Here is a 16,922-nt window from a genome sequence, read left to right as displayed (position 1 = left end):
CCGCTGTACGACCCTGGCCGACCGATTCTGCGCGGGTGTGACACGGATCGGTGCCGTCGTGACCGAATGTGACTTTACGTGAGCTCCAGCGAGCCCGTGTCGCGTCGATCCGGAGGTACCCGCTCACCCGACCGGGGCAGTGGAAACATGCGAAACATCGCAAACCACCACAAGGTGGGTGAGGTGTCCCGCATTCCCGATCCGGAGGTCCACGTGAGGGGTCAGCTGCCACCCGGGGGAGTGGAGCGCGCGCGGCTGCGCTCCGGGGCGGCGGCCTTCACCTCGCTCGCCGCCCTCGCCGCCACCGGGCTCGTCGCGGGCCCCGCCGTCGGAGCCCCGTCGGCCGGACCCTGCGTCCTGCCCCGTACGGCCGCCCATCACTCGCTCGGCCTCGACACCTGGAACAGGTCGTACCCGCGCCCCGACCGCACCCTCGACGCGGTCATGATCTTCCTGTCCTTCCCGGACGCCGAGCCGCTCACCGAACCCGCCGCCCTGGCCGCCGACCACTTCCCGGCCACCACCGACTTCTTCGCCCGCGCCTCCTACGGGCGGTTCACCCTGCGTCCGCATCCCCGGCGCGGCTGGACCCGGATGCCGAAGCCGTCGACCGCGTACGACATACGGCGGGACTGGGACGCGGGACAGCGCGCCGCCTATCTGCGCGACGCGATCGCCGCCGCCGACGCGAGCGTCGACTTCTCCCGCTACGACGTCGTCTACCTGGTCGCCGATCCGGACGCGCCCGGTGTGGACTCCGACGCGACGAAGGTCGTCAACCTGGAGCACCCCCTGGAGGCGGACGGCGCCGAGATCAGGAGGGTCGTGACCGTCTTCGAGCGGCACCCGCCCGACCGCAACGTCCTCGCCCACGAGACCGGGCACGTCTTCGACCTGCCCGACCTCTACCACCGTCCCGAGGACGGCAGGGGCGACTGGGACACCCATGTGGGTGACTGGGACGTCATGGGCAGCCAGTTCGGGCTCGCCCCCGACCTGTTCGGCTGGCACAAGTGGAAGCTCGGCTGGCTCTCCCGCGACCAGGTGGCCTGTGTCCAGGGGGCCGACCCCCGCACGGTCACCCTGGAGCCGACCGACGCCCCCGCCCCGGCGGGCGGCACCCTCGGCACCCGGCTCGCCGTGGTCCGCACCGGGCCCGACGACGTCCTCGCCGTCGAGGCGCGGAGCCGCGCGGGCAACGACACCGGCACCTGCGCCGAGGGCGTCCTCGTCTACCGGGTCCAGGCCGGCGCCGCCTCCGGCGACGGGCCGGTCCAGGTGGTCGACGCGCACCCGCGCACCGGCGCCTGCTGGGACCGGTCCGTCTACCCGCCGCTCGCCGACGCCCCCCTCGCCGAGGGCGAGACCCTCACCGTGCCGGGGACGGGAGTGCGCGTCGAGGTCGTGGACCGGACACCGTCGGGTTCCTGGACGGTACGGGTCACCCCGCCGTCCGTACGCTGAACGGGCCGCCCGGCCGGGACGGGGCCGGGAGCGGTCCGGGAGCCGTGCGGCGGCGGTCCGGGACCGGTCCGGGAGCACGAAGAAGCCCCCCGCTTCCGCGAGGGGCTTCTTCCGTCTGTGCGCCGCCAGGGACTCGAACCCCGGACCCGCTGATTAAGAGTCAGCTGCTCTAACCAACTGAGCTAGCGGCGCCTGCTGACGTCGTAGACATTAGCAGGCGTCCGGGCGGGAGGGAAAATCGATACCCGCACGTCGGCGGCGGAGAGCGACCTGGCGGCCCGTACGCACGCCCAGAGCATCACCTCGGGCCCCGGCAGCCAGGGGCTGCGGGTGTCGGGCGCCACCAGCCAGCGGGGACCCGGCGCCCCGGACGGCACGAGCGGCGGCACGGTCACCGCGTCCCCGACGCCGTGGCAGAGCGGCCGGGGGACGCCCTCCTCCCAGTCGAGGAGGGCGGGCAGCCGCTGGGCCGTGCCCGGCGCGGCGAAGAGCATCATCCGGCCCCGGTGCACGGCGACCGGTCCCGACCCGGGGCCCTCCGCCCACATCCGGTCCAGCATCCGGCGGCCGAAGACCTGGTCGACGCCGACGACGTCGAAGACCGTGCCGCAGGGCAGCGCGGCCGGGGCGTCCGGCCGGGACTCCCAGCGGGTCAGCGCGGCCTCGCGGTCACCGGTGGCCGTGGTCAGCCAGGCGGCCCCGTCGGCGGTCACCCGGGCCGTCTGGTGCCGTCCCTCGTCGCTCTCCCGGAGGAACCGGAAGACGTCGTACGGGGTCTCGTCGCGCAGCCAGGTCGTCATGACTCCAGATCTACCCGGCGTCACGGACCGGTCGCTCAGTGTCCGCGAATCCCGGACAGGACCGGCACCCGAGGGGTATCGTGCCCTCCTCGGCATATGCCAGGAGGCGATTCCCGGCCACGCCCGCCCGGCCCCGGCCACGCCCGCCCGTGGCCCGCGACCCGTCTCTGGACCGCTTCGACCGCCCGCTTCGACCGCTCGCGGTCCGCCCCGCCGTCCCGAAGCCGTCACGGGCCGGACCCGTCGCCCGTCCCGGCCCGCTTCACGGCCGGACCCCGGCCGCCGGGCCGACCACCGGGATCCGGGCGATCACCACGGCCCGTTCCACCGCCGGTCGGAGCCCCGTCCGTCCCTCAGCCCCCTCCGGCAGGCCCCCGGCAGGGCACGTCCGCCCGTGACGACCCGGCCTCGTACCGCCCCGGCGGGAGCCGCCCGTCCGGCCGCGCCCCGCCCCGGCGGGGTTCTCAGTCCTCCGGGGGCCGGTCGTTCGCGCGGATCAGGTCGTGGCCGAACTCGATCATCTTCCGGGCGTAGTCCTCGGTCCACTGAGCCCGGTCGGCGACGTCCGCCACCGTCAGCCGGTCGAAGCGGCGCGGGTCCGCCAACTGCGCCGCCGCCATCGCCTGGAACTCCGTCGCCCGGTCCGCCGCGGCGCGGAACGCCAGCGTCAGCTCCGTCGCGCGGGCCAGCAGCTCCCGGGGGTCCTCCAAGGACTCCAGGTCGAAGAAGTGCTCCGGGTCGGCGGTCGCCTCGGCAGGCTCGAACACCAGCGGGGCAGGCCTGAGCCGCCGCCGCACGTCCCGTTCCGCGGATTCCGCCATCGTCCTGCTCCTCCTCTGCACAGACACGGCCCGGACTCCCGGGCCGCCTTCCATTCTCCCGCGCCCCGCAAGAGCGCGAACCCTTCCCCGCGCGCGCCCCCGGCCACCACCGCTCACGGCGTCCAGCGCACCCGGTGCCCCTCCAGGTGCGAGAGGACCGTGTGGTTCGCCTCCCAGCCGTCCGGGAACGACACCGCCGCCCCCAGCCGCACCGGGTCCGTCGACGGGTGCGCGTCCAGGAGGTCCGCCACGCCCTCGCGGCAGACCACCACACAGGCGTGCCGGTGCCGGGAGGCGAGCACGCACAGCCGGCCCGTCTCCAGATGGAAGGCCGTGGCGTCCGGACGGCCCGACAACGGGTGCAGGACGACCGTCACGTCGTACTCCCGGCCCTGGAGCCGGTTCGCGGTGTCCACCGTCACCCCCGTCACACCGAGGTCCGCGAGCGCCGCCCGGACCGCCGCCGCCTGGTCCCGGTGCGCGGTGCCGACCGCGATCCGGTCCGGGGTCAGCGGGACGGGGGTCTCCGAACGCTCCGAGACCGCCGCGCCCTCCCGGTCCAGGAGCCGCCGCACCACGAGCGCGACCGCGCCGACCGCCTCGGGATCGGTGCGCGGAGTGTGCCCGGCGGGCAGTTCGAGCAGGCCCCAGCCCGACTCCGCCGCCTCGTCCAGGACCCGGTCGGGCCCCGAGCCGTCCGACACCACCCCGAACGACAGCCTCCGGTCCCCGTGCCCGGTCCCGCTGCGGAACGGCGTGTACGGGTAGAAGGCGTCCGAGACCAGCGGCGCCGCCGACGCGGGCAGCCGCCACGACACCGGCAGCCGGTGCTGCGGCAGTTCGGGATTGTGCGCGAGCAGGGTGGCGACCGCGCTCGCCGACGGGTCGTACGACAGCCCCGCCCACTGCTCCGCGCCCACCACCGAGAACGGGTCCAACTGCCCCGGGTCGCCCACGAACAGCGCCCGCTCGAACAGCCCCGCCACGGCGAGCAGCGCGTCCGAACGCATCTGGTACGCCTCGTCCACGATCGCGTGCGACCAGGGCCCGACGTTCTTCACGTGCCCCCACTTGGCGGCCGTGGACAGCACCACCGGCAGCCCGGCCAGGTCCCCCGCCTTCGCCGACTTCCGTACGTTCTCCAGGGCGTCCAGCGCCCGGTCGTACGGGTCGCTGTCGTTGGAGTGCAGCCGCCCCACCTCCAGACCGGGCTCCTTCTCGGCGAGCCGCAGCACCAGATCGTCCACCTGCGCGTTCGTCTGCGCCACCACCATCAGGGGGCGCCCGGCGGCGGCCAGTTCGAGCGCGGCCCGCACCACGAGCGTCGACTTCCCCGCACCCGGCGGGGAGTCCACCACGACACCGCGCGCGGAGCCGTGCAGGGTGTCCGCCAGGATGCCGTCCGTCGCCCGGCCCGCCGCCACCGACGGATCGAGGACCGACGGATCGAGGACCGGCGCGTCGAGGGTCTCAGGGGTCACAGCACGTCCTCCTCGGTCACGGCGTCCGGCAGTTCCACGGCGTCCGTCCCCGGCGGACCGCCGTGCGTCCAGGGGGTGTCCTCCGCCTCCGGGAGCTGCGGCCCGACCCGCTGCTCGTGCTCGAACAGCGTCCAGGCGATCCGCTCGCCCTTCTCCGGCACCGAGCCCTCGGCGGGGTCCTTGCCCCGGCCCATCCGGTCGAGCAGCCGCAGCAGCAGCGCCCCGTCCTCCTCGTACCGCACGAACTCGGCCGTCTGCGGCTTCCCGTCGAGCGAGCGGTACACCCGCAGCCGCTCGCCCAGGTGCGGCCGGTCCTCCGTGCGGACCGTGAGCAGCGGGCGCGGCGCGGGCCGCTTCGACTCCGTCCACACCATCGTCACCTCCACCACCTCCGCCGCGAACGCCTCGCCCGCGAGCCGCCGCCCGGCCAGCACCAGCGGATCGTCCAGGGCCTCCTGCGCCTCCAGCTGCCCCTGCGCCTGCTCGCGGGCCCCGAGCTTCCGGGCCGCCGTGACGGCGTCGTCCCGGCGCGGCTGCGGCGGCTCACCGGCCGCGACCCGGTCCCGGTGGGCGGTGAACGACCAGCGGTCCCGGGTCCACCGGTCCGGCACCCTGGCACCCTCGGGCAGCTCCCTGAGCAGGCCGATCGCCTGCCAGACCGCGTCCCAGGTCGGCTTCAGCCGGGAGACGACGAGCCGCCGCACCTCCCGCTCGGCCGCGTGCAGCTCCCCGAGGCCGGTGTCGGCGGCCCCGCCGTCCTCGGCCGCGCCGATCGCCTGCCGGGCCCGGTCGTACCGTTCGATCGCGGGCGCGAGGAGCCGGTTGTCGAACGCCGGATCGGTGGCGGGCCCGGCGGGCGGGCAGAACAACTGCCCCTGGGAGTCCCGGCCCACCTCGGCCCGCAGCGCCGCCTCCGCGCCCGGCTCCCCGTCGTACGGGTCGATCCAGGCGAGCAGCGCCCCCAGGTGCTGGTCCTCCAGGGCGGACTGGCCGGTCGCCCAGTGCCGGTTGAGGAGGTCGGTCGCGGCGAGCAGCAGCGAGGAGCCCGGCACCAGGGCCCGGTCGCCGAAGTGCGTCAGCCAGCGCCCGAGCAGCGGAACCCGGGGCGGCGCGGGGAACGGGGTCTCCGGGTCCTGCTCGGCCGTCCGCCGGAACCGCGTGGACCGCCCGAGCAGCCGTACGTACTCCACACCGGCCCGGCTCGGCACGATCAGCTGCGGCGCGTCCGCGCACAGCTCCGCCTCGACCTTCACCTTCCTGCCGGTCGCGGGGTCCGTCTCGTTGCGCTCCACGGCCTCCACGGCGTCGGTGAACGAGTCGACGTACGGCAGGACCACTTCCGCCAGGTCGGCGAGGAACGCGAACCGCAGGTCCCGGTCCCGGGGCTGCGGCACCACCAGGAGCCGGGGCTCCCCGGAGTCGGTGCCGACGAGGGCGCCCAGCGGGGCGCCCGCCTCACCGGCCGTCGTCAGCGGTACGAGCACCAGCGGCCGCTCGGACAGCCGCCGGTGCCGGACGGTCGCCAGCGGCTGGGCCCGGCCCGACTCGACGGCCTCCATCCGGGCCAGCGTGGAGATCAGCGACATCAGAGGACCCCTTCCGTCTCCGCGGCGGCCGTCCCCGCGGTCCCGCGGGCCGTGGCCAGTGCCTCCTCGCGCAGCGCCCGCGCCCGGCGCAGCGCCACCACCGCGGGGTCCGGCGGACCGTCCGTCCCGGGGCAGGGCGCCCCGTCCTCGCCGCGCGCCGCCGCGAGGACCGCGCCGACCGTCGTCAGACCGCCCAGCTCGCCCCGGACCGCACGGCCCAGGGTCTCCACCGCGCCCGCCTCCCGGGCCCGCGAGCGGCAGTGGAAGGCCAGCTCGCAGGCGGCCAGGCACTCCGGCGCGTACTGGTGGGGGACGGCCTCCACGGAGGCGGCGAGCTCCGCCGGAGAGCGCTCCGCCACATCGAAGCTGACGCCCTCGGGCAGGGCCTCCGCGATCTCGTCGATCCGGGTCAGCCGGTCCAGCTGCCGCCGGGTGACCGCCCGCTGTTTCCGTACGTCGACGAGCGAGGCCGTCGGCACGTTCGAGAAGTCCTTCGGGCAGACCAGGAGCACCGAGGGCGAGACCCGCGCGCCCGGCGTCCGCTCCGCGACCCGCTCCAGGGCCAGTACGTACACCGCCGCCTGCCGGGCCGCCGCCCCCACCTTCGAGGCGTCGGCCGCGCCGTCGACCATCGGGAACGACTTGATCTCCACGACCGTCCAGCCGCCGCCGGGCCGGACCACCACCGCGTCCGGCTCCAGATAGACCGGCGAGCCCGCCACCTCCAGGGCGAGCAGCGGATGGTCGAGCAGCGTCCAGCCGTCCGCGCCGGTCGCCTCCCGCAGCGCGAGCGCCGTGCGCGCCACCCGTCCCTCGGGTCCCGCCGCCGCCAGCTCGGGCACCGCCACCGCGCCGGGCTCCTCGACCCCGATCAGCCGCAGCAGCTCCCGGCCGCCGTCCGCCTTGACCTTCGCCTCGAACGAGTTGCCCCGCACGATCGCGAACTGCGACTGTCCGAAGGGCGCGGGGGAGCCGAGCTTCGCGGCGAGCGCGGACTTGTCGACGCCCGCGCCGTCGAGCAGGGCCCGCCGTCGGCAGCCGGGGTTGGCGGCCAGCGCGGCGAGGGCCCGTGCGTCCAGCGGGCGCGGGGCGGTGGCCGGTCCGCGCAGCTCGGCGAGCATCTCCCGGGCTCTTGGCCTCGCTCGGGTCGGGGCGGCTCCGGGCCGAGGTGTCTGCGGGGGTCCGGGCGGACCGCTGTCCAGGGATGCGCTCACCCGCGGAAGTCTCGCATCCGCCACTGACAACGGGGGGCGCTTCCGCCGCCCGGCTCCCCGCAGCACGTACGGGGTGAGCAGCGGCCCCGGGCCCAGGACGGCCGCCCCGGCGACCGCGTCGGGCGGACGGTGGTTGGCGGTGCCCCGTACCACCACCGTCGTGACCAGCGGATACGCCAGCCCGGCGGCCTCCGCGACGGGGCCGTGCCCGTACCGCCACGGCATCGCCCCGCACCACGGCGACCAGTCGGCGCGCAGGCTCGGCATCGCCGCGAACCGGTTCCTCGGACCGCCGAGACCGCGCGGCGCGCTGGCCTCGCCGCCCCACCAGCCGTACGCGCCGTACCGGGCCGTGGTGTCGGTGAAGCCGTACACCGGGGCGGGCAGCAGGGGCGGGCAGCCGCCCGCCGGAGCAGGCCGCGTACCCGAGCCCGGCCAGGGCCGTCCCGGCCCACCGGCGCGGCTCGCCCGTGCGAACGCTTCCCCCGACGTGTCCGGCCCCGGGAGGGGGACGCGGGACGGTGCCCCGCGGTTGCCGGGACGTCACCCCGAATCCGTCTGGGCGATGATGGGAGAGGCACGTCCGCACCGTGAAACCTGGAGAGTCCTTCCCATGGCACCGCGCATCCTGCTCGCCCGGCACGGCCAGACCGAGTGGTCGCTCCTCGGCCGGCACACCGGCAGGACCGACATCCCGCTGCTCGACGAGGGGCGGCGCGGCGCGAAGCTGCTCGGCGAGCGCCTGCACCGGGGCCCCTGGGAGGGCCTGCCCGGGGTGGAGATCCGCACCAGCCCGCTGGTCCGCGCGAGCGAGACCTGTGAACTCGCGGGCTTCGGCGACCGGGCCGAGCCCTGGGACGCGCTGATGGAGTGGGACTACGGGGCGTACGAGGGGCTGACCCCGCCGCAGATCCAGGACATCCGGCCCGGCTGGTTCATCTGGCGCGACGGCGTCCCGGACGGCGAGTCCCTGGCGCAGCTCTCGGACCGCGCCGACGAGATCGTGCACTGGGCCCGGTCCGCCGACCGGGACGTCCTCGTCTTCGCGCACGGGCACATCCTGCGGTCGATCGGCGCCCGCTGGCTCGGCGAGGACGTCTCCTTCGCGGCCCGCGTCCGGCTCGACCCGACGAGCCTGTCGGTCCTCGGCTGGGCGTACGGCGCCCCGGCGGTCGAGCGCTGGAACGACACCGGGCACCTGGAGCGGTAGCCGGGCCCGGCCGACACGGGCCGGTCGGCGGGTGCCGCCGTCATGGACCGGTCGGCGGAGACCCGCCGTCGCGGGCCGGTCGGCGGGGAGATCCGCCGTCGCGGACTCCGGCGCCGACCGGGTCCGTGCCCCGACCGGACCCGGCGTCGACCGCCATCAGCACCGGGTCCATCAGCACCGGGTCCATCAGCACCGGGTCCATCAGCACCGGCCCCGTCAGCACCGGCCCCGTCAGCACCGGCCCCGTCAGCACCGGGTCCGTCAGCGCACGGACCCGCGTGCCCGCCCCTGTCAGCGCCCGGCGCTCGGCCGCGCGCGGTTCTCAGCGCCGGGTCCGGCGGCGCGCGGTGAGGACCCGGCGGGTCTCCGCGAGCATCATCCGGATGCGGGCGGACGCGACCCCGGCGAGGGACTCCGTCACCCGCCGCACCTCCGTCGCCGCCTCCTCCAGGCGCCCCGCGTACGCCAGGTCCTTCGCCAGATGGGCCCGGTAGAGCGCCAGGTTCCGGGCGAAGTGCGGGTTCTGCAGGACCACGGCCCGGTGGGCGTGCCGGGCGGCCCGCCCCCATTCGCCGAGCGCCGACCAGCACTGGGACTCCAGGGCCTCCCGCTCCGGCTCCCCGAAGAACGACATCCACTCGGGGTCGCCGCCCGAGGGGCCACGGTCGAAGAAGCCGTGCGCCCGGCCGAGGGCCTGCTCGCACGCCGAACGGTCACCGAGACCCGCCCAGGCGCCCGCCTCCCGCAGCGAGAGCAGCGCGGGCAGCCGGGCCGAGTCCACCGACCGGGCCGCCCGCAGTCCGGCCTGCGCCGCGCGCAGCGCCTCCCGGAACCGGCCGCCGTCCCGGGCCAGGAACGAGGTGTTGCAGAAGGCGTGCGCCTCCAGGGCCGCGTTCCCCGCCACGCGCGCGGTGGCGAGGGCCTCGGCGTAGTGCGAGCGGGCGTCCTCGTGGCGGCCGGAGTCGTGCGCCAGCCAGCCGACGGACAGCGAGAGTTCCCCCGTGCCCGCGTGCAGCCGGTCCTCGGTGGAGCGGCGGGCGGCGGTCCCCGCGTCCAGCAGCGCGTACGCGGCGCGCAGCGGCTGGGCGGCGGCCCGGTAGAGCCCGTCGGCGCCGTACCGGTCGTCCAGCAGCCGGATCTCCCGTACGGCGTCCTCGACGGCCCGTACCTCCGTCTCGCCGACGCGGTGGGGCCCACGGGGGGCCGGGATCGCGACGGCGGGGCCGCCGATTCCCAGCGACACGGTCGCCAGCGCGGCGGAGCCGCTCGTCATGAATGCGCGACGCAGCACGTCGCTCTCCTCATCGTTCCGGGTCGTGATGGCAGTGTCGGGCACGTCCCCCTCGAGGTCGGCCCGCCGCCTGCCGCGCACCGTCTCCCGCGCGGAGAAACCCAGGTCGGTGAGGCCGAGACCCGGGAACATGTGCAGGAAGACCCGCTCGTACGCGTAGTTGGGACAGCGGATCTCGCCCGCCTCGACGCGCCCGATGTAGCGCGCGTCGCAGGCGACCTGTTCGCCGATCTCCCGCGCCGCGCGGCGGACCGCCGCCGCGAACTCCGCCGGTGAGTGCCGACCACGGAGGCGCCGGAAGGCGAGATTGGGAACTGCCCGTGACATCGTCATGGCCGAGCCCTCTCCTGGTGCTGCCGGGTGGTCCGGCGGCAAGAACGTACCCGCTGCCACCGATCCCTCATGCCGAGTTTGGCTACAAATCGGATATCTCACCTTCCATCTGCCATGAACTGCCATCCTTTGCGGCGGGAAACCGCCGTAGCCGTTGACGCGCGCGGGCGTTGAACCGGTAGAGGAGAGACGGCACGTGTCTCCTCATGAGCGAGGAGGGGTCCCATGACGGAGATCGGTTCGCAGTCGGCCACGTGGCACGCGCCCGCCCCGGAGGCCACCGGGGCGGCGTCCGCCGCCGCCGAGTGCTGGGACCTGGTGACCGTCCCGGTCCGGCAGGGGCTGGAGGCCGTGGACATCCTCCGGCGCGGCGCCACCCCCGCCGTCGGCCCCGTCGTCCACGACGGGACCTGCGCCACCCTGGGCTTCCTGGTCCCGCCCGGCACCGCCGCCGCCTGGGACCTGCCCGGCAGCGCCTGTACGAGGACCTCCGGGCGCGGGCTGCGCCTTCCGGAGCTGCCCGAACTGCCCGAACCGGCCGGGGACGCGCCCCGCCCCGCGGGCTGGCTGCTGCCCCCGGGGGAGGCCGATCAGGTCACCGACCCCGCGGTGCTCCGCGCGGCCCTCGGCGAGGCGGCCCGGCTCATCGAGGCGGCCGACGGCTGCCACTGACGGCTGCCGCCGACCCGATGGCCGTCGGCTGATCGCCGCTGCCGCCCGACCGCCGCCCGCTGTCCTCCGCCCGCAGACCGTCCGCTGACCGCCGCCCGCAGACGGTCCGCTGTCCGCCGTCTCCCGACCGTCCGCTGTCCCCGGTCGCTTCCCGCCCGCCGTTCGGCAGCCCCTGGCCGCCACCACCCGTGATCCGTTTCCCCCCACCGGCCGTCCGGCCGCCGTCTCCGTCCGGCCGCCGGGCCCTTGCTCCGGGCGGCAGCCGATAATGGGTCCGTGGCCAGGAACAACAAGCAGCGTGACCGGGCGGCCGCCGCCGCCCCCGTCGTCGAGACCGTCGACGGCGGAGTCGCCGAACTCGTGCCCGACCGGGACCGGCCCCGTGCCTGGACACTGCTGATCGACGGCGCCCCGCAGTCCCATGTGGACCTCGACGACCCGTCCCGCCTCACCTTCGAGTACCAGCGGCGGCTCGGTCACGTCATCGACCTCGTCGCCCCGCCGAACCGGCCGCTCCAGGTCGTCCACCTCGGCGGCGGCGCCTTCACCCTCGCCCGGTACGTCGCCGCGACCCGGCCCCGCTCCACCCAGCAGATCGTGGAGCTCGACGCGCGTCTCGTGCAGTTCGTCCGGCGGGAACTCCCGCTCGACGCCGGGGCCCGCGTCCGGGTCCGCTCCACCGACGCCCGCGCCGGGCTCGGCAAGATCCAGGACGGCTGGGCCGACCTCGTGGTCGCCGATGTGTTCGGCGGGGCCCGTACCCCGGCCCATCTGACCAGCACCGAGTTCCTCACCGAGGTGCGGCGGGTGCTGCGGCCGGACGGCTGTTACGCGGCCAACCTGGCCGACGGCCCGCCCCTGAGCCATCTGCGCGGCCAGATCGCCACCGCCGCCGCCGTCTTCCCCGAACTCGCGCTCACCGCCGATCCGACCGTGCTGCGCGGACGCCGGTTCGGCAACGCGGTGCTGCTGGCCTCGGACCGGGAACTGCCGGTGGCCGAGCTGACCCGCCGGGTCGCCACCGATCCGCACCCCGGCCGGGTCGAACACGGCCGGGCGCTCGCCGACTTCGCCGGGGGAGCGGTGCCGGTCACCGACGCGGTCGCCAAGCCCTCGCCCGTACCGCCGCCGTCCGCGTTCCACTGACGACGGCGTCCCGCCCCGGCTCAGACGGCCCGTTCCTCGATCTGCACCCGGGGCGCGCTGTCGTGCCAGAGGCAGAAGACGGACAGCTCGCGCCCGCCGGAGGTGAAGGTGACCCGGATCCAGGTGGCGTCCTTCCACACCTGCATCTGCCAGCCGGACGCGGGGGTCGCCGAGACGAGTTCGGCCGAGGTCTTCCCGAGGTCGAAGGCGACCCGGCCGCCGTCCACGGTGTAGCTCTTCACGTTCGAGCCGGAGTCCGTCCCGGTGATGGCGGCGGCGGGCGGCGGGGCCATGGGCGCGGTCGTCCGCGCCGGGGTCGTCGCGGGGGCGGCCGGAGCGGTCGTGGCGCCGCCGTCCGGGGTGCGCCGGGAGGGAGCGGGCGTGGACGGCGGTGCGGTGTCGGGCCGTTGTGTCGAGGAGGACAGCGGGTCCCCGGACGCCGGGGGCTCCTCGACGGGACCGGCGGGCAGGGGCAGGGCGCGCGGCGGGTCGTACACCGTGCCGGACAGCACCGTGTGCACCCCCCACCAGGACAGGGTGCCCGCCGCGCCGGTGGCGAGCGACCAGGCCAGGGCGTGAACGAGTCCTCTTCGCACCGGGCCATAGTGCACCACCACCCACGGGACCGGACCAGAGGGTGGAGATTGTCAGATGATCCTCTCGGATGGCGTACGGTGCGGCCCATGGCAAGTGTGCTCGTGGTCGAGGACGACCAGTTCGTGCGCTCCGCCCTCATCCGCCGGCTGTCCGAGGCCTCCCACACGGTGCGGAGCGTCGGCACGGCTCTGGAGGCGCTGCGCGAGGTCGCCCATTACCGCTTCGACGTCGTGATCCTGGACCTCGGTCTGCCCGATCTCGACGGGTCCGAGGCGCTCAAGATGCTGCGCGGGATCACCGACGTACCGGTGATCATCGCGACCGCCCGGGACGACGAGGCGGAGATCGTCCGGCTGCTCCACGCGGGCGCCGACGACTACCTCGTGAAACCCTTCTCGGTCGACCACCTGTCGGCCCGGATGGCCGCGGTCCTGCGCCGGGCGCGGTCGGCGGCGGGGGAGGCGCCGCCGTCCCGGGTGATCCGGGTCGGCGGGCTCACGGTCGATCCGTTGCGCCGTCAGGCGGAGCTGGACGGGGCGCCGCTGGACCTCACCCGGCGCGAGTTCGACCTGCTCGCCTTCCTCGCCGGGCGGCCCGGGGTCGTCGTCCCCCGCAAGGAGCTGCTCGCCGAGGTCTGGCAGCAGTCGTACGGGGACGACCAGACCATCGACGTCCATTTGTCATGGCTGCGGCGGAAGCTGGGGGAGACGGCCGCCCGGCCCCGCTATCTGCACACCCTGCGCGGGGTCGGTGTGAAGCTGGAGCCGCCCCGGGAGCCGACGCCGTGAGATGGGCGCTCGTCAAGGTGTCCCTCGCGGTCACCGCCATGGTCGTCTTCGCCTTCGCGGTGCCCCTCGCGCTCGTCGTCAAGGAGATGGCCCGCGACCGGGCGTTCTCCAACGCCGAGAGGCGGGCCGCCGGGCTCGCCCCCGTCCTCGCCATCACCACCGAGCGCGACGAACTCGACAAGGCACTCGCCAGCACCGAGGAGGGGGCCGCCGGGCGGCTCGCCATCCACGTCCCCGCCGACGGGCCCGACGGCGAACCGCTGGAGATCGGTACGCGCCGGGTCAGCGAGAAGGACCTCGCGGTCACCCGAAGGGTCGGCCGGGTGTCCATCGCCGACGTCCCCGGCGGCTTCGTCCTGCTCCAGCCCACCGCCATCAGCAGCGCCCAGGTCGCCTACGTCGAGATCTTCGTCCCCGAGGGGGACGTGTCCATCGGCGTCACCACCGCCTGGCTGGTGCTCGCCGGGGTCGGCCTCGCCCTGGTCGTCGGCTCGGTCGCCGTCGCGGACCGGCTCGGGGTGCGGATGGTCCAGCCCGCCCAGCGGCTCGCGGGCGCCGCCCAGGAACTCGGCGAGGGCAGACTCGGCGTCCGGGTCCCCGAGGAGGGTCCGGCCGAACTCAAGTCGGCCGCCGTCGCGTTCAACTCGATGGCCGACCAGGTCGTGCAGCTCCTCGCCAACGAGCGGGAGCTGGCCGCCGACCTCTCCCACCGGCTCCGCACCCCGCTCACCGTGCTGCGGCTCAACGCGGCCTCGCTCGGCTCGGGGCCGGTCGCCGAGCAGACCAGGGCGGCCGTCGAGCAACTGGAGCGCGAGGTCGACATCATCATCCGTACGGCCCGGGAGGCGAAGCCGCAGACCCAGGCCGCCGGGCCCGGCGCGGGCTGCGACGCGGCCGAAGTGGTGCGCCAGCGGATGGACTTCTGGTCCGCGCTCGCCGAGGACGAGGGCCGCCCGGTCCGGGTCGCGGGCGTCGAGCGGCCGGTCCGCATCCCGGTGGCCAGGCCCGAACTCGTGGCCGCGCTGGACGCGTTGCTCGGCAACGTGTTCCGGCACACCCCCGAGGGCACGGCCTTCTCGATCGACGTCCACAACGGCGACGACGCCGTCATCGTCCTGGTCTCCGACGCGGGCCCCGGCATCGAGGACCCCGCCGCCGCGCTCGCCCGGGGCAACAGCGGGGCCCGGGACGGCTCCACCGGCCTCGGCCTCGACATCGCGCGGCGGATGGCGGAGGCCACCGGCGGTGATGTGCGCATCGGGCGGTCGGTCCTCGGCGGCACGGAGGTCCGGGTGTGGATCGGGCTCGACGGACGCGGCGCCCGCTCCACGGCCCCCGGCCCCCGCCCGCCCCGCCGCCGCCGGGGCGGCACGGGCACCCGCAGGGCGGGCGTCGGCTGACCGCGAGGGCCTCGCGTCGGCCGGACCCGCGGAGGCCCAGCCCTGGGCCGGACGGCCTCCCGGCGGGCCGACGGGGCCCCGGCGCTCGGAACCGCCGTTCCGGCTCGGCCCCGCTCCAGCTCGTCCCCACCTCGCCTCGGCCCCGCCCAGGCTCCGGACCCGCCCAGCAAGCTCCGCCCCCGCCCCGGCCCGGCCGCTCAGGCTCACCACGGGATCGAACCGCCCCTTCTCCCCGGCCGGTTCAAGCCCCCTTCGGCCGGGTCCGTTCGGCAACCTTTGCTGATTCCGATGCCTTCCTTAAGCACGCCTTAAGGAAGGCCGACGATGTCCCGGTGCTCCCCTTTGTCCGTTTCCCGGACGCTAGCGTCTGTCGTGCTACCCCCTCCCCCCACAAGGCGCGCCCCGGCCCGCAGACCCCCTACCCCGGCCGGGGCGCGCACCCCCCCTCAGGCCGTGGAGGCCCTCCACTCCTCGGCGTAGTCGTTGAAGATCGCCCGCAGATGGTGGCCGATCTTCAGGTAGTCCAGGTCGTCGAGGTTGGCCAGGGATACCCGGACCGACCACTCGGGACCGTCGAAGCCGCCGCCGTTGAGGAGGACGACGCTGGTCTGCTCGGCGAGCCGGAACAGCGGGTCCACCGGCTCGTAGTTCTTCTCCAGGAAGTCCGCGAAGTCCTTCCCGTGCACCCGCTCGGCCTCCGCGAGCAGGTCCAGCTCGATGTAGTACCCGGCCCGCTTCGGGTCCTCGGCGATCTTCATCTGGGCGCCTTCGAGGAGCAGTTCCAGACGCTGGCGCACGATGCCCCGGATCCTCTCCTTGTACGCCTGTCCTTCGGGCAGCAGGTCGAAGAGCGAGAACAGCGACATCATGACCTGCTGGGGCAGCGACAGCCCGGCCGTGTGGTTGAGCGCGACCTGACGGGAGTCGGCGACCAGCCGGTCGATGAACCGGATCCTCTCCGGGTGCAGGGTGAGCGTGCCGTACCGCTTGTTCAGGCGGTCCGTCTCCTCCCGGGGCAGCTTCGCGATCATCTCGTCGATGACGTTGTCGTCGTAGAGACCGATCACGCCGAGCCGGTGGCCCGTGCAGCCGTAGTGCTTGGAGTACGAGTACACGAGGAGGGTGTTGCGGGGCAGGTCCGCCGCGAGCGAGCGGAAGTCCTCGACGAACGTGCCGTACACGTCGTCCGTGACGATCAGCAGGTTCGGGTTGGCCGTGGCGACGATGTCCTTGATCTGGTTTGTGACCCGCTCGCTCAGCGCCAGTGACGGCGGGTTCGACGGGTTGACGACACAGACCATCTTCACCGACGGGTCGGCCAGCTTGGCGACCTCCTCGGTCGGGTAGCGCCACTGGCGCACCCCGGTCTCCGTGAAGAGGCTCGCGTTGACGTTGACGACGTCGAAGCCGTACGTGTCGAGTTCGGGGATCTCGATGTACGGGGTGAAGACCGGCACCATCAGGGCGATCCGGTCGCCCTTCTTCAGGATCCCGTTCTTCATCAGGGAGTCGAAGATGTAGCACATGGCGGCCGTGCCGCCCTCGGTCGTGAACAGCGACATGTTCCCTGCGGGCGGCTTCCCGTCGAACATCTCGTCGTTCAGATAGCCCCGCACGATCTGCTCGGTGTGCGGCAGGATGCGGCCCGGCACCGGGTAGTTGTCGCCGATCGTGCTGTCGGTCAGCTCGTGCACGAAGGCGTCCTTGTCGAAGCCGAAGCGTTCGACGGCGTACTCCACACAGCTCTGGAGCAGTTCGATGCCGGGCAGGTCGGGGTGCTGCCTGACGAAGGTGTCGAAGCGGGCTCCGGAGCCCGCGACCTCGGGCATCCCGCCGAGGTCGTCGGCGGTCCAGACGCGGCGCGACTCGGAGAGCGAGAAGTAGCCGAGCGCGAAGTACGCCTCGCGGGGGCCGGTGGCGACCCAGTTCGGGTTGCCGCGGCCCGCGTTGAGCATCTGCGTCTGCGACTTCTCCTTCTGGCCGGGCTTGTCGGCCTGCGCCTCCTGCGCGATCCGGATGAACTTGTCCTTCAGTTCGAACGGCGAGAGCTGCGCGAAGGACTGGATCTCCGCACGGGTGAAGGTGGTCTTGGGCACGGCGGGCACTCACTTCCGTCAGC

14 protein-coding genes, 1 tRNA gene and 1 pseudogene are annotated in these 16,922 nt (G+C 74.7%); 6 read left to right on the top strand and 10 right to left on the bottom strand.

Annotated elements, in window-relative coordinates:
* Window positions 1-147: 147 nt before the first annotated feature.
* Entirely contained in the window at window positions 148-1,464 is a 1,317-nt protein-coding gene (locus tag ACIO92_RS21495; protein WP_366441101.1) for a M6 family metalloprotease domain-containing protein, read from the top strand.
* Between the two features lie 118 nt (window positions 1,465-1,582).
* Here the strand turns inward: ACIO92_RS21495 and ACIO92_RS21490 are convergent.
* The 7 genes and pseudogenes from ACIO92_RS21490 to ACIO92_RS21460 form a co-directional block, all read right to left on the bottom strand.
* Window positions 1,583-1,656, bottom strand: a tRNA-Lys gene (locus tag ACIO92_RS21490).
* On the bottom strand, window positions 1,647-2,264 hold the full coding sequence (locus ACIO92_RS21485; protein WP_402282814.1) for a bifunctional DNA primase/polymerase: 618 nt from the start codon (window positions 2,262-2,264) through the stop codon (window positions 1,647-1,649). Before ACIO92_RS21485 ends, ACIO92_RS21490 begins: the two co-directional genes overlap by 10 nt.
* Before the next feature lie 464 nt (window positions 2,265-2,728).
* The gene (locus ACIO92_RS21480) at window positions 2,729-3,085 is read right to left on the bottom strand and encodes a hypothetical protein (RefSeq protein ID WP_366441103.1); all 357 of its coding nucleotides are present in this window, start codon (window positions 3,083-3,085) and stop codon (window positions 2,729-2,731) included.
* Between the two features lie 113 nt (window positions 3,086-3,198).
* A complete protein-coding gene (locus ACIO92_RS21475; RefSeq protein ID WP_366441104.1) occupies window positions 3,199-4,566 on the bottom strand; it encodes an AAA family ATPase in 1,368 nt (455 codons plus the stop codon).
* Window positions 4,563-6,152 (bottom strand): hypothetical protein, encoded by a 1,590-nt coding sequence (locus ACIO92_RS21470; protein WP_366441105.1) that lies wholly within the window; start codon window positions 6,150-6,152, stop codon window positions 4,563-4,565. The genes ACIO92_RS21475 and ACIO92_RS21470 overlap by 4 nt, the downstream gene beginning before the upstream one ends.
* Window positions 6,152-7,366: a hypothetical protein gene (locus ACIO92_RS21465; RefSeq protein WP_402058764.1), complete on the bottom strand. Its 1,215-nt coding sequence runs from the start codon at window positions 7,364-7,366 to the stop codon at window positions 6,152-6,154. Before ACIO92_RS21465 ends, ACIO92_RS21470 begins: the two co-directional genes overlap by 1 nt.
* Before the next feature lie 105 nt (window positions 7,367-7,471).
* A pseudogene (locus ACIO92_RS21460) lies at window positions 7,472-7,753 on the bottom strand (phosphatase PAP2 family protein); the annotation flags it as partial.
* 226 nt (window positions 7,754-7,979) lie between these two features.
* On the opposite strand from ACIO92_RS21460, the gene ACIO92_RS21455 reads away from it, so the two are divergent.
* Window positions 7,980-8,576 carry a histidine phosphatase family protein gene (locus ACIO92_RS21455; protein ID WP_366441106.1) on the top strand — a complete coding sequence of 199 codons (597 nt, stop codon included), beginning with the start codon at window positions 7,980-7,982 and terminating at the stop codon, window positions 8,574-8,576.
* Between the two features lie 322 nt (window positions 8,577-8,898).
* Here the strand turns inward: ACIO92_RS21455 and ACIO92_RS21450 are convergent, their stop codons facing one another.
* The gene (locus ACIO92_RS21450) at window positions 8,899-10,200 is read right to left on the bottom strand and encodes a tetratricopeptide repeat protein (RefSeq protein ID WP_366441107.1); all 1,302 of its coding nucleotides are present in this window, start codon (window positions 10,198-10,200) and stop codon (window positions 8,899-8,901) included.
* Window positions 10,201-10,425: 225 nt separating this feature from the next.
* On the opposite strand from ACIO92_RS21450, the gene ACIO92_RS21445 reads away from it, so the two are divergent.
* Complete coding sequence (locus ACIO92_RS21445) at window positions 10,426-10,872, top strand: hypothetical protein (RefSeq protein WP_402282818.1); 447 nt, start codon at window positions 10,426-10,428, stop codon at window positions 10,870-10,872.
* A gap of 276 nt (window positions 10,873-11,148) precedes the next feature.
* The gene (locus ACIO92_RS21440; RefSeq protein ID WP_366441109.1) at window positions 11,149-12,018 is read left to right on the top strand and encodes a fused MFS/spermidine synthase; all 870 of its coding nucleotides are present in this window, start codon (window positions 11,149-11,151) and stop codon (window positions 12,016-12,018) included.
* A 20-nt stretch (window positions 12,019-12,038) separates the two neighbouring features.
* Here the strand turns inward: ACIO92_RS21440 and ACIO92_RS21435 are convergent, their stop codons facing one another.
* Window positions 12,039-12,614: a hypothetical protein gene (locus ACIO92_RS21435; RefSeq protein WP_366441110.1), complete on the bottom strand. Its 576-nt coding sequence runs from the start codon at window positions 12,612-12,614 to the stop codon at window positions 12,039-12,041.
* An 87-nt stretch (window positions 12,615-12,701) separates the two neighbouring features.
* On the opposite strand from ACIO92_RS21435, the gene ACIO92_RS21430 reads away from it, so the two are divergent.
* On the top strand, window positions 12,702-13,403 hold the full coding sequence (locus ACIO92_RS21430) for a response regulator transcription factor (RefSeq protein ID WP_401237309.1): 702 nt from the start codon (window positions 12,702-12,704) through the stop codon (window positions 13,401-13,403).
* Window positions 13,400-14,803 carry an ATP-binding protein gene (locus tag ACIO92_RS21425; protein ID WP_366441112.1) on the top strand — a complete coding sequence of 468 codons (1,404 nt, stop codon included), beginning with the start codon at window positions 13,400-13,402 and terminating at the stop codon, window positions 14,801-14,803. Before ACIO92_RS21430 ends, ACIO92_RS21425 begins: the two co-directional genes overlap by 4 nt.
* A gap of 446 nt (window positions 14,804-15,249) precedes the next feature.
* On the opposite strand, the gene ACIO92_RS21420 is transcribed toward ACIO92_RS21425, so the two are convergent.
* Window positions 15,250-16,899: a bifunctional aspartate transaminase/aspartate 4-decarboxylase gene (locus ACIO92_RS21420; protein WP_401237310.1), complete on the bottom strand. Its 1,650-nt coding sequence runs from the start codon at window positions 16,897-16,899 to the stop codon at window positions 15,250-15,252.
* Between the last annotated feature and the right edge of the window lie 23 nt (window positions 16,900-16,922).

This window comes from Streptomyces sp. NPDC087215 (genome assembly GCF_044744885.1).
In the GTDB taxonomy this organism is placed as follows: domain Bacteria; phylum Actinomycetota; class Actinomycetes; order Streptomycetales; family Streptomycetaceae; genus Streptomyces.
Note: the sequence above shows the minus strand (reverse complement) of the source record. Positions and strands in the feature narration are given on the sequence as shown.